Origin of the sequence: Sphaerospermopsis reniformis, assembly GCF_005402885.1 — a bacterium.
Lineage (GTDB): Bacteria > Cyanobacteriota > Cyanobacteriia > Cyanobacteriales > Nostocaceae > Sphaerospermopsis > Sphaerospermopsis kisseleviana.
The window spans coordinates 1-13204 of sequence record NZ_BJCE01000154.1 but is presented as its reverse complement, the minus strand read 5'-3'; the positions used below and the strand labels follow the sequence as shown (position 1 = coordinate 13204).

At 36.1% G+C, this 13204-nt stretch carries 9 protein-coding genes; 1 reads left to right on the top strand and 8 read right to left on the bottom strand.

All coding sequences use genetic code 11. The features are described 5' to 3' along the window. Nucleotides 1-70: 70 nt before the first annotated feature. Both rpoD and gyrB read right to left on the bottom strand, forming a co-directional pair. On the bottom strand, nucleotides 71-1231 hold the full coding sequence (rpoD, locus tag FFR48_RS18825; protein ID WP_137668427.1) for an RNA polymerase sigma factor RpoD: 1161 nt from the start codon (nucleotides 1229-1231) through the stop codon (nucleotides 71-73). Between the two features lie 1460 nt (nucleotides 1232-2691). Then, entirely contained in the window at nucleotides 2692-4629 is a 1938-nt protein-coding gene (gene gyrB, locus FFR48_RS18820; protein ID WP_137668426.1) for a DNA topoisomerase (ATP-hydrolyzing) subunit B, read from the bottom strand. 209 nt (nucleotides 4630-4838) lie between these two features. On the opposite strand from gyrB, the gene miaA reads away from it, so the two are divergent. Beyond that, complete coding sequence (gene miaA / locus FFR48_RS18815; RefSeq protein ID WP_137668425.1) at nucleotides 4839-5741, top strand: tRNA (adenosine(37)-N6)-dimethylallyltransferase MiaA; 903 nt, start codon at nucleotides 4839-4841, stop codon at nucleotides 5739-5741. 97 nt (nucleotides 5742-5838) lie between these two features. Here miaA and FFR48_RS18810 read toward each other — a convergent pair whose 3' ends face one another. The 6 genes from FFR48_RS18810 to FFR48_RS18785 all read right to left on the bottom strand — a co-directional run. After that, on the bottom strand, nucleotides 5839-7347 hold the full coding sequence (locus tag FFR48_RS18810) for a right-handed parallel beta-helix repeat-containing protein (protein ID WP_137668424.1): 1509 nt from the start codon (nucleotides 7345-7347) through the stop codon (nucleotides 5839-5841). A 19-nt stretch (nucleotides 7348-7366) separates the two neighbouring features. Continuing rightward, a complete protein-coding gene (locus tag FFR48_RS18805; RefSeq protein WP_137668423.1) occupies nucleotides 7367-8806 on the bottom strand; it encodes a protein kinase domain-containing protein in 1440 nt (479 codons plus the stop codon). 11 nt (nucleotides 8807-8817) lie between these two features. After that, nucleotides 8818-10629 carry a PP2C family serine/threonine-protein phosphatase gene (locus FFR48_RS18800; protein WP_137668422.1) on the bottom strand — a complete coding sequence of 604 codons (1812 nt, stop codon included), beginning with the start codon at nucleotides 10627-10629 and terminating at the stop codon, nucleotides 8818-8820. Nucleotides 10630-10737: 108 nt separating this feature from the next. After that, on the bottom strand, nucleotides 10738-11376 hold the full coding sequence (locus FFR48_RS18795; RefSeq protein ID WP_137668421.1) for a vWA domain-containing protein: 639 nt from the start codon (nucleotides 11374-11376) through the stop codon (nucleotides 10738-10740). 192 nt (nucleotides 11377-11568) lie between these two features. After that, nucleotides 11569-12621, bottom strand: a complete 1053-nt coding sequence (locus FFR48_RS18790) for a TerY-C metal binding domain-containing protein (protein WP_137668420.1) — start codon at nucleotides 12619-12621, stop codon at nucleotides 11569-11571. A 77-nt stretch (nucleotides 12622-12698) separates the two neighbouring features. Further along, the coding region (locus FFR48_RS18785) for a vWA domain-containing protein (protein ID WP_201277647.1) at nucleotides 12699-13204 on the bottom strand (506 nt) is incomplete at its 5' end.

Below are 13204 nucleotides of genomic sequence, written 5' to 3'. Positions count from 1 at the left end.
GTAATTAAAGCCGGTTCAAGTTCAGAAATTGATAAAGCTACACCAGGAGCAATACCTAATTCACCACCAGTCAAATTAGTTTGATTACTGTGTCCTGCAAAAAATAAAATATTCCAGCCATTTTGGCCTCTATTTGGCGGATGCGTTCACGGGTAACGTTGAAAATCTGTCCGATTTCTTCCAAGGTTTTCATGCGACCATCATCTAAGCCGTAGCGTAATCTCAACACATCTCTTTCACGAGGACTGAGACTATCGAGGACTTTTTCTAGGTCTTCACGGAGTAAGTTCTTAGAAACTTGATCTTCTGGTGTTTCGCCATCAGATTCAATAAAATCGCCTAAACGGGAATCTTCTTCTTTACCAATGGGTGTTTCTAATGAAATGGGCAACTGGGCTGACTTAGCAATAAACCGCAGTTTCTCAATAGTCATTTCCATGCGAGTCGCAATTTCTTCTTCCGTAGGTTTGCGACCCATTTCTTGAGATAATAGCTTGGTAGTTTTCTTGATCCGTGATATAGTTTCGTAGAGGTGAACTGGTAGACGAATAGTACGAGATTGATCAGCGATCGCTCTTGTAATTGCTTGTCTAATCCACCATGTAGCGTAGGTAGAAAACTTATAACCTTTCTCATGGTCAAATTTTTCTGCTGCCCGAATCAAACCCAGGCTACCTTCTTGAATTAAGTCTTGGAAGGATAAGCCACGATTCATATATTTTTTAGCAATAGAAACCACAAGCCGCAGATTCGATTGCACCATTTTATCTTTCGCCCGACGGCCTACGTGCAGACGATAACGGAAAGTTGGTAATGGCAGTTGTACCGCTTCTGCCCATTCCTTAAATTCGGGTTCTCGTTCTAACTGTTCGTACAGATGATCCCGTACTCTTTCTAATTCCAGTAAATCAGCGATTTTCCGCGCCAGTTCAATTTCTTCGTCTGCGCGTAATAAACGAATCCGACCGATTTCTTGCAGGTAAAGGCGAATCGAGTCTTCGGTAAAGTGTTTTTTCTTGCTTTGTGTCCGACGACGCGATTTAGCGGCTTTTCCAGACTTTGCGTCGTCCTCATCAGTCTGAGGCTCTAAAAAATCATCAATATCGCCGTCATCAACTAGCAGTAAGTCCTCTTCATCCTCGATTAATAAGAGTTCTTCTTCGATATCAGGCGTATTTATTTCTAGGTCAGGCCGATAATCAATATCGAGTACGTTGTTAGCCTGGTTCATGCCGCGTTCCTCATGCTCCTTGCAGAATCAATTACTCAAAATGTGGTTACTGCTCTTGTGATCGAGCTTTTTTTCACCGAAATATAGGCTTTTGGCTAATTTGCCTATGATCTTTCCCATTTCCTCTCAATGGAGGCGCAGTTGTTTACTTTAATGGCAAAAAATCACTTTTATGTGAGTTGCTCTGAAAAAGTAAAACTAATCGCTGTTGCCGTTATACAGAACTTCTGATTCACTGGTCTATAACCAGATACACCTTAATCAAGAAATTAACCACTTCAGACATAATGGATATGACTGCGGGCAGATTTACCTGTTAAGACTGTTCTGATTGTAGCCTGTTTCACAGAAATTGTAATCTTTTTGTGTGTTAATAACGAACTCATTTACCAAGATGAAGCCACTTTTATCAAAAAGACATTAAAAACGGTAGTCACACCATTAAATCTTGTTGGAAATTTTTTGAATTTGCAGTGGCATTCTCATTAGATTAAAAGGTAGGCGCACTTGCTATGGGGAGATTTTCAACCCCAAGTAAAACAATAGTTTTCTGAGTTTCCTGGCAACAGCACATTGGAGGTTCACTCAAGTTAGCAGTTATTGATGCACCCCCATGTTTACCATTCCTTCATAAATTACTTATTTGAGATAGCAAAACTAGGCTAACCGCTGAGTATATAGGGCAATAGTGTAACAGTGGTGGTGCTTGTTTCCAGACACCAAGCCTTGTATATGCTATGTTCATAACCTGAACTAAGGAGTTAAGGTTTTGGGAGAATAAGCCGATTGACAGATGAATTTAGAGTTTTCTCTTTTCGGCCTTATTAACACATTAGCGCAATGTGAAGATTTCAACCCTATGCAGCTTGACAAACTGTTCCTATTGTATACAAAGATATTTTAATCAGTCGAGAAATAATTTGTCATTGGATATGCTAAACAATTTACCTACTTATGAAAAAAGTGCATAGGATACATAATACAAATCGCCAGCTTTCAGCTATCAGTAAGTGGCGACGCTATGCTGCCTTCGGAGCTTTCGCTGTCTTCGATACGCTAAAAGCAAATCTATATTCTTTACCATAGCGGTATATGACAATATTGGCAAATATATTGTTAGTAGTTTCACCGGGCAAAGGTATATATTAGCACCTTAGTATTTTAAATGACTGCTATTTTTATTTGCCAAGCAGGGTATTTTTACTTGTTTTATAAGTATTTTATAAGTATACTACATTTATTTTCCAAAACTTGCTTCATTATAAGAAAATCGAGTGAGCCAAAACCACGCCCGATAAAGTATCGGAACTTGGTGGAGATACTTGATCGTACTTGATGCGGTGGATGTAGGCGAACGGCTTGTTAAATACTAGTATTTTAACACAGCTATTAGTAATTAATCTCACCCATACATCCATTGGATGTAGGGCGAGTTCTATAACTAGATTCAAGATAACAAATTAGATATCTAGATCTGTGAGGTTTAGTTTAGAACCATAGGTTTCAATAAACTCCCGTCTGGGTGCAACGCGATCGCCCATTAAAATGGTAAATATTCGATCTGCTTCCGCTGCGTCTTCTATCTCTACTTGTTTTAGTGTCCTGGTTTCTGGGTTCATGGTTGTTGTCCACAGTTGTTCGGGCATCATTTCCCCTAAACCTTTAAAACGCTGGATGGTATAGTTAGCGTTAGCTGGTAAGGTGGCAATGTGTTGTTGTAATTCGCGATCGCTATAACAATACTGGTAGTTTTTGCCCCGTTCTACTTTATATAGTGGTGGACAAGCAATATAGATGAAACCTTGTTCAATGAGCGATCGCTGATAACGATAGAAGAATGTTAACAACAAAGTTCGGATGTGCGCCCCATCTACGTCAGCATCAGTCATAATTACCACACGATGATAGCGTAATTGTGAGGCATCAAATTCTTCACCTTTAACGCCTAAACCCAATGCTGTAATTAAAGATTGAACTTCGTTGTTTTTGTAGATTTTTGCGTCGTCGGTTTTTTCAATGTTGAGAATTTTACCACGTAGGGGCAGGATAGCTTGAGTTCGGCGATCGCGTCCTTGTTTCGCGCTTCCACCCGCTGAATCACCTTCCACGATGAATATCTCCGATTCAGCGGGGTCACGAGAACTACAATCTGCTAATTTACCGGGTAAAGGGGATGATTCCAGTACAGATTTTCTTCTAACTAACTCTCTTGCGTGACGTGCTGCTTCTGCGGCTTTAAAAGCTTGAATAGCCTTATCTAGAATAGAATCAGCGACAGTAGGATGAAATTCTAGGTATTCAGTCAGGACCTCTCCTACGAAAGAATCAACAATACCCCGGACTTCCGTATTACCAAGTTTAGTTTTAGTTTGTCCTTCAAACTCAGGATCAGGGACTTTAACGGAAATAACTGCGGTTAAACCTTCGCGGACGTGTTCACCACTGAGATTAGATTCATTTTCTTTAATTTTATTCCGCTTGCGGGCGATCGCATTTAAAGTTCTAGTCAGAACAGTTTTTAAACCTTCTAAATGAGTACCGCCGTCAATAGTACGGATATTATTAGCAAAACCTAAGACATTATCAGTATAGGCATCAGTACACCATTGTAAGGCAACTTCCACCTGAACATTATTCCTTTCCCCCTGCACATAAATAATTTCTTCGTGTAAAGGTTGTTTTTCCCGGTTCATGTAGGCGACGTATTCTTTAATACCGCCTTTGTATTCATAAGTTTCTACCTTGGGTGCATCACTTTTGATAACTTCTAAACGATGATCTGTAAAGGTAATTTTTACACCTGCGTTGAGATAGGCTAACTCCCGCAGACGACCTGCTAAAGTGATATAATCAAATTCAGTACCAGTAGTAAAAATTTGCTCATCTGGTTTAAAAGTAACAGAAGTACCGGTCTGGGGTTCTTTATGTGGTTTTGCTTGCAGATCAGTAACAGGTATACCCCTTTCATAGCGTTGGTTATGTACCTTGTGATCACGCCAAACAGTTACTTCTACAAACTCAGAAAGGGCGTTAACAACAGAAATACCCACACCGTGTAAACCACCAGATACTTTGTAGCCACCGCCACCAAACTTACCACCAGCATGAAGAACAGTTAACACCGTTTCCAAAGCTGATTTTCCAGTTTTCGGGTGAATATCCGTAGGAATACCCCGACCATCATCTGTAACTGTAACAGAACCATCAGCATTGATATCCACTTCAACATGAGTACAATAACCAGCCAAAGCTTCATCAACAGAGTTGTCCACTACCTCGTAAACTAAATGATGTAGTCCTCGCGGTCCTGTAGAACCAATGTACATCCCTGGTCGTTTACGGACGGCTTCCAGACCTTCCAGAACTTGAATCTGATCGGCACTGTAACTGCTCGTCATGAAAATTCTCCTGATAAAAAGGGGTTTAATTCGCCAAAAGGCTAAAAAAGTAAAATCACCCCAAAATTATAACACAAAAGCCTTAATGCCGTCTCTAGAGCAATTTAATAGCAAATTTATATAGGGGGTGGAATAGGCTGGGGACTGGGGACTGGTGATTGGGGACTGATGAAGATTAATATAACCCAATGACTAATAACTAATTACTAATGATTAAATTAATTGTGATTTGTGGTGCGACAGCTACAGGAAAATCTGGATTAGCGTTAAGTTTAGCAGAAAGATTAGGTTCTGTCATTCTCAGTGCTGATTCCCGTCAAGTATACCGCGAGTTTGACATTGGAACCGCTAAACCAACGCGGGAAGAACAGAAATTAATCCCCCATTATTTGATTGATATCTGTGAACCGACTGAAACAATGACAGTAGCAGATTATCAGGAACAAACACAACAGTTAATAGATAATTTGGGAGTTTCTCCATTATTGTTGGTAGGTGGGACAGGTTTATATATACGTGCTATAGTGCAGGGAATGAAAATTCCCAGAGTTTCACCACAACCAGAATTGCGATCGCAACTAGAATCATTAGGTCAACATCAACTTTACCAGATGTTAAAACAAGTTGATCCTATAGCAGTGCAAAAAATTCATGCTAACGATTTAGTGCGGACATTAAGAGCATTAGAAGTATATTATATCACGGGTTGTCCCATGTCTGAACAACAGGGAGAAAACCCCCCAAATTATCCAATTTTACAAATTTATTTAGATTGTGAACCAGAAATTTTAGATGTAAGGATTCGCCAACGTACAGAACAAATGATAGCAGATGGTTTAGTGGCAGAAGTTAAAGATTTATGTCAAAAATATGGTGTTGATTTGCCATTATTGAATACTTTAGGTTATCAAGAAATCAAACAATATTTAGCAGGAGAAATTAATTTAGAGGAAGCAACAGATTTAATAGCTTTGCACACACGACAATTTGCCAAACGTCAACGCACTTGGTTTAGACAAACTTCTAATTTGGAATATTTTAATGTTGCGGATTCTGATTTATTAGAACAAGTTTGGCAGAGAGTTAATGAATTTATTACAGGTGACAGGTGATAGCATTAAAAGCCTTTCATTGTTTAATTTTTCAAGAGATCCCTGACTTATTCAAGAAGTTGGGATCGGGGTATTATTAAGGTTGAGTTACTTATCACTATTTATCCATGAAAATTTTATTAGGTCTAGCTTGTGTTCTTTTTTGAGCTTGAGAATTTTGAACTTGAGGATTTTGAGATTGAGGATTATTTTGTGGATTTTCTGCATCACTTGCTTGAGAGGAATTTTGCTCACTTACATTTTCGCTGTTGACTGATTTATTAACAGGAGAATAATTTTTAAAAATAGGATTGATTACAGCTAAATCATTTGTTTCCGTAGCAGGAGTAACATTCTGATTTGCACTTTCTAATTTCTGATTTTCGACACTTTGAAATATAGGATTAATAGGTGTTGAACTTGTAGAATTATCAGAATTGACTATTTGTGATTGTTTTTGTTGTTGATTCAGCTTTTCTGCTGCTGAGGCAAAAATTTGATTAGGTTTAACTTCTTTGTAGGTTCTATGTCTACTTGTATTTTCATCATTTTTTTCTGTTGTATTAACAGCATCAATTTTTGCTGGTTTTGGTAATTCTGTTAACTTTTCTTCACGTTGTTTTTCAGGTTGAATAATTTTTATTTCTGGTTCTGGTTCTGCTTCTGTTTCTGTTATCGTTTCAGATATATTTGATTTAGTTTCCGTCATGATTGATTCAGAAAATCTAGACCAAGATTCCGCTTCCCAAATTACGTGATGGTCAGAAATTGAAATATCTTGACTATTGAAATTAACAATATGAGCAGTTACAGAAATTCTGCGTTTTAAATTAGCAGAAACCAAATAAATACTACCATTAATTAACGTATCTTGTGGTAGTTTTTCGATATGAATACAACCTGCATTTTTTCCAGGATTGAGTAAACGAGGAGTAAATTCAATTCCTGAAATCTCAGAAATGATTTTACAATCAACAGGAACAATAATCCGCCAAATAAAATTATATTCTTGACCGTGAGCTATTCGTCCTATATTTAGGGTAGATGGATATTGCCATTCACCTTCTTCTTCTGATATTCCCATGACTGAACCTCGCACTTCTATATTTTCAAAACTTATTACTGGGTTTGATTGTTGATTAGACTTAACTAAAATTGCACAATTAATATTGTTATTTTCAGAATTAGCAATTTTTATTTCTCCTGTTACTTCAATTCGCAAATTCCGCAAAGTAACTTGATGAGAATTAATAGATAATACTGGACCTTGAGTAGCCCAAATAGTCGCCCCTTGTCCATCTAAAACTACAGAATTATTAATGATAATAGGTCCTGGGTATTCACCATGAGGAGGCCATAAAGACAATGTAGCATTATCTTGTAAATCATTGAGTTGTTCTTGTAAAGTCTTGGGTACAGATTGATAAATAGGTGTACTAATTGGAGTTTCTATTGTTTCTATTTGTTCATCAATTGAAACTTCCTCATGATCAATATTGAGATTTTGAGATTCTACAACCTGATTTTCTTGATTATTATTTATAGTTTCCGGTTGATTTTTGGGTTGATTTACATCAGTGGGATTAGACTGAGTAAACCATTGTTTTAATTGATCTAAAATGCCCATGTGTTTTTAAATTTTCAGTTTAATGAGATAGTTTTAACATTTGTACTTCTGCCATTCTACCATTAGGTTCTTGAGACAGTCGGAAGGAAATTCCATCCTTTAACTCAATAGCTTGTCCTGGTTGTCCTGGTTGGGGACTGGGTGCAACTAAATTTCCACCAGGAGACGTGAGGGAAGTTAAATTGAGATTGATTAATAACCATTTTCCTTCATGAAATACACAATATGCTTGAGGCGTTCTATCAGCAGTTTCTCCAGGAAAAACATTACCAAAAGTGTGCCATTTAAACAGATAAATATTATGGTAAATAACTAATTGTGTATCCAAAGTCCACTGACCAGAACGACGTTCAGAACGTAGTCGCAAAATAGGTATAGTTCCTTGAGGTTTAGAACCACAAAATGGACATTTCACATTAGATGTATCGTGTAAAATTAACCAATTACTAGGACAATAGGAATTATGACAAGGGTAAAGTAAATCCCAAGTTTTACACAAAGCACTTTCCCAATCTCTTGCAGTTGGACGTTCATTAACTGAGTGCAAACCATTAATAAATGCTCGTTGAAAGAGGTTACTTAAATGCGAACCCAAAGCAGTAAATGGAATTTTTAAATCTGAAGGTTTATTAGAAGTATCACTAGGCTTTTCAATAAATAATGCTTTTGATCCCATTTCTAAACGTTCTTGTTCTTCTGCGGAAGCTGCGGGATAAGTTTTTGGTCCTTCTAGGGGATGTCTTCCTAATAAATATTGATAAATCAAAACAGCTAAAGCGTGTTGATCTGTAGTTGCGGAAGGATGTTGACGTTTAGGGTCTTTAAGTGGTAAATGAATGGTAGTTAAAACTTCAGGTGCAATGTATCCTCTTGTTCCTAAAACATCGGGAGGAAATAAACCAGGAACAACTAAGGAATCAATATCAATTACTATAGATTGTCCAGAAATAGGGTCAATTAAAACATTCTTATTGGATAAATCAGAATGTGCTAAACCTGCTTGATGTAAACGTCTGACAGAACGTGCTAAAAGAATACAAATTTTCAAATAATTAATCCAGTTTCCCTGTTCTTCTGGAGGTAACATAGAACGTGGTTTTGGTCTGACAAACCAGGTACTTTCTTTTTCTTTACCTGTTAAAAATCCGGTTTCAAAAAAGTAATTTCCTGGATAGGTAGGGGTAACAATGCCTAATTTTGGTTTAACAACTATAGCTGTAGGCCAGCAAAATAATTGTTTAAAATATTCACCAGTTTTATCAGTGGTCGGGTTGAAAGCACCTAAAATTTTCTCTAATCTTTGCATTCTGTTGACATCTGTACCAGCATTTTCATCTTTATAAAAACAAATTACCGATGATTTATCAGCAGTGAAGTAAACTTGTTTCATTACTCCTTCACCGATCATATCGGGAAGATATTCAATAGTGCTACCATCTGCGAGTATTGCTGTTTCCATAATTACACATCCTAATAAATAACTACTAAGGTACGATCATCAAATGAACCTTTACGATAATAAGAATCTAGCCAAATTAATAACTTCTCGTCTGGTGATATATCTTGGCATTTTTCACACATTAATTCATCCATAATACCTGCTGCTAACAGTGCTGGTGAAGCTACAACTTCAAATACTGCTCTGTTTAATTCTTTTGCATAATCAGCAACAGAAGAAATTAATATTTTATCAGGTTCATTTGCTAAATAAGGATCAATAATTCTCTCTACGGGTGTTTGAAAATAAGATTTTACCTCTCTAACACTATTGATACTGCCTAAATTGGTTGTAAGTAGCTGTTGATTAATTTCCGAATTTTCAGGTTTATCAATATTGATAATTTGATTTAAAACTAAATCTCCATAGAGTTCTAACATTCCTGGATCATTAGGGAAGTAGTCATCAGCAACACCATCAGTCATGACCATTAAACATTTGAGATTTCCTAAAAAATGAAAGGTTTTTTGTGTTAAATTACTTGTTTCTAGTTTATTTTTAGAGGTCAGAAAATCTGTTTGTCCTGCATAATCTCCACTATCTGGTTTACCTAATAATTTTAATGTTCCTGCTTGAGAAATAGCAGCTAACATCCCATCACCGACTTGACAAGTGAGAATTAAATTATAGTTATTTTCTTCTACTTTAATAGTTGTGTGAACTGCTAAGAGAAGAGTGGCAGAAAAGTCTTTAATTTCTGCTTCTCTATTATCAAGAAGTCTAAAATATCGCAAAGAATCTTGTGAATCTTTAGCTTTATCTTCTACAGCTTGATAAGCTGTTTGCATAGCCTGATGTAAGATATTTTTAATTTCATTAATATCTTCACCTGTAGATAATTCTGAGTGTGTAATACCCTCTTTTATTTGATGATTTGCTAGAGATTCTGACAGATATTTTACTGCTGCTTCACAAGATATCTTAGCACCGATGCGAGATAATTTTTTAGAACCAGCACCATCGGCAACTGCGATAATTGTCCATTTACCACTAACAGCAAATTCAAACCAATCATCACAATTAGTTCCATTATGTTTGTGCATTTTACCACGCACTCTTGCAGCAATTAAATTTAGTCCTTCTGGGGATATTCCAGATTTAGAAATATATTCATCATACTTATCTGGTTCATTGTCTGGGATAGGAAGATATTTCCAAATTCCTAAAGGTGTAGTAACTTCATCTTTAGGTTTTTCAGGAGTTATTGTTTCTTCTAAATTTGGATTATTTTGGGGAGTTTTTTCCGTAGATATTATCGGTGTTTCCTGTTCAGGTTGCCACGGGGGAATAGGTCCACTAGAAGTTTTTATGGTTGAGGGAGTGTCGAGATTTGTAAGTAATTCAGTTTTTTTATTTTTCTGTTCTAAATGAATTTTGATAACTTCCTCAATAATTGATAAAACCTTTGGTTTTAGTTTATTTTCCAGAATATGTTTCCAACGGGATAAATTTTTGCTTAATTTTATTTCTTCTTCTCGATCCCTCTTTTGATCATTAATTAACATTAGCCAATCTAAAATTTCAGTCCATAGTTTATTAATTTCTGAGATTTCTAATTGATTATATGTTGATATTTTTTGTTCATTAACACCAAACCTATTATTAAGAGATTGTTGAACTAAACCCAAAAGAGAATCACATACTTTGGAAACTAAATCTTTATTTTTTTGATCTTGAATAAAATCTTCCCATTTACTTTTAAATTCATCTGATGGTGGTTCAAGGTAAAGTTTCCACCCAAACAGTTGAATTAATTCTTGTAACTCTTTTTCTGACTTTGACATATTAATTAACCACTCTCCCTATGCAAATTATTTATATCGAATTTTCAATCAAATTTTAAGTTTGGTGCGTTACGCGCTCGCTAACGCACTCTATAGATTAACTCCATATTAAGGAATAATTGTAATTCCTGGAGGTGGTGGAGGTAAAGTAATAGGTTGATCATCTGCCATTACTTGAGCCACACTTTGAGATGTTTGTTTAATAGACTGGGAAACCCATTTAAAATAAGCTTTAAGATCATCGGGTTGTAAATTATTTAATTTCACAACTATCTCAGTTATTTTTTTCAAACTATACTCATCTGCACCACTACCAGCAGCGCAAGCGATAATGTTAGCTGGTTTTTTCTTTTTCAATTCTTCCGCAGCTTTTTCCCAACTATCTGTAGGCATTCCATCCGTCATTAAAAATACTAAAGGTTTCCAATCTCCTTTTTGTGTATCACTGGCTTTTTTCACTTCTTGATCAAAACATTTTGATAAAAGTTGGAGTGCAGCACCCATCGAAGTCGCACCACCAGCAACTAAAGTTGGTTCTTTAAAAGTTATTAATTCTGTTAATGGACAAACTTGTTGAGCGGTACTTTCAAAAGTAATTACTGATAAATAGGCTGTTTCTATTGCATAGGGTTCGCTTCTGAGTTCGGCTAAAAGTGCTTTTACTCCTTGGTTTACAGCTTGAATAGGATCTCCAGACATTGAACCAGAACAATCTAAAACAAGATAAACAGGTAGACGACGAGACATAAATTTTCAACTCCTTAATGAAATTATTTAACTTCTACGAATTGGCAAATTAACAGAAATTTTGAGTTATATAAACTCAAAGGATAATAAAATTAGTCCATGTTTTTGTCGCTGTTAATTAATTAGTTGATGAATTTCATTTTCTAAACTAGAAATAGATATGACTACTTGATGATTTTCATTCACTTTCAACTATCCCACCCCGCTACCAACATCAAAACTTTGGGGAGAATATACATCTGTGACATTGCACCAAGGACAGGTGATATTAATAGGGTTTTCATATTCAGGACAACAATGAATATGACCATTAGCGCACATTCCCCATTGTTTGTTACCGCAATAGGGACAAGGTTGAAAACCTAGTAATTGACTGGTAGAAACTCGTAATTCTAGTGTTGTTTCTCCTGTGGTAAATTCAAAATTGTCTAAAGGATGGGCAGCTACAGCTTGATAAATAGGCTGATTACTATTTCCTAATAATTCTAATTGGTCAATAATTTTGGTATATCTTAACAGGTAAAAACCACGATTTTGAATACATTTAGCATGAAGAAAAACATGACAATCTGATGCGATCACTTGTTGTTTTCCAGGTTGCTGAATTTCCATTTCTTCAGGCAGTGCGGGTAAAGAAATTCCTTTATCTCCTGAAGTTTCTAATCTTTCACTGGTAGTAGAAATAGAAGCAGAAACCCATTTAAAAAATCTCGAAAAACTGCTTTGTGTGGCTTGTTTTAAAACAATCACTGTTTCTGTAATGCGACATAATTTATTGGTATCTGCATTGGGTCCACAAGCTACACCAATCACATTAGCTTGTTTACCAACAATATTATTTCTCACATAATCAGCCATATCTTCCCATGAGTCTGTAGGTTCTCCATCTGTGAGGATAAAACAAATAGGTTTATAGTCTCCTTTTTGGGTAGCGGAAGTTTTCATTACCTCCCGTTCCATACATTGTGTCCACAGTTTTAAAGCAGATCCCATTGCTGTACCAGAACCTAATACTAGATCAGGAATTTGCAATTTTAACAAGTCTGTAAGCGGGATTATTTGTTTAGCTTGACTAGAAAATGTAATAATACTAATAGTCACAGTTTCTAAAGCTGTGGGATTAGTTTTTAATTCCCCCATCATGGCATTTAAAGCATTTCTCAGAGAAAAGAAAGCATCACCAGCCATAGATTCAGAGCAATCTAACAGCAAATAAATGGGTAAGCGTCGCCAATAGTTGGACATAATATTTAATCCATTTTTATCCAATAAATAATCAACTAATTAAGTTCTTTACCCTTGAGTTATTTTATTACTGTTAATTATTTTTTGATAATCACAGGTTGCCTAATTCTTTGTCCGTAAACTTCTAATTCAAACCATTCACAATTTAGAGGTAAAGAAACAGATACTTTAGCTGGCATACCATCAGTATACTTCTTGATAATATTACCCGATGAATCATAAATAGTTCCCGTGGGCGCTACTATCTCATTCTCATCAACAACCTCAGCAAATATTTGCACTAAAGAAGCCATTTCTTGGGCAATTTTATAATCCCAAATATCAATATCTGTGCCGGTATCTAAATCATCTAATTCTTCTAATTGTTTTTGGTCTATTGCCTCTCCTACTCCGATCAAAACAAATTTTACAGGGTGACTTTGACCAGATGCAATATCTTGAGCTAACTGTATAGTATATATTTTCACTCTGTCTAAATCATAAATGCGTCCATCGGTAATAAAAATAAACATTCCCCGTTTTGCATCTACAAATCTTTCCACAAAATATTTAACAGCGGGTGAAAGTATGGTACTCATACCGA

Coding starts and splice junctions, on each gene's coding strand:
- FFR48_RS18790 (WP_137668420.1), bottom strand. CDS start 12,621: ATGTCCAACTATTGGCGACGCTTACCCATTTATTTGCTGTTAGATTGC.
- FFR48_RS18805 (WP_137668423.1), bottom strand. CDS start 8,806: ATGGAAACAGCAATACTCGCAGATGGTAGCACTATTGAATATCTTCCC.
- FFR48_RS18800 (WP_137668422.1), bottom strand. CDS start 10,629: ATGTCAAAGTCAGAAAAAGAGTTACAAGAATTAATTCAACTGTTTGGG.
- FFR48_RS18810 (WP_137668424.1), bottom strand. CDS start 7,347: ATGGGCATTTTAGATCAATTAAAACAATGGTTTACTCAGTCTAATCCC.
- rpoD (WP_137668427.1), bottom strand. CDS start 1,231: ATGAACCAGGCTAACAACGTACTCGATATTGATTATCGGCCTGACCTA.
- miaA (WP_137668425.1), top strand. CDS start 4,839: ATGATTAAATTAATTGTGATTTGTGGTGCGACAGCTACAGGAAAATCT.
- gyrB (WP_137668426.1), bottom strand. CDS start 4,629: ATGACGAGCAGTTACAGTGCCGATCAGATTCAAGTTCTGGAAGGTCTG.
- FFR48_RS18795 (WP_137668421.1), bottom strand. CDS start 11,376: ATGTCTCGTCGTCTACCTGTTTATCTTGTTTTAGATTGTTCTGGTTCA.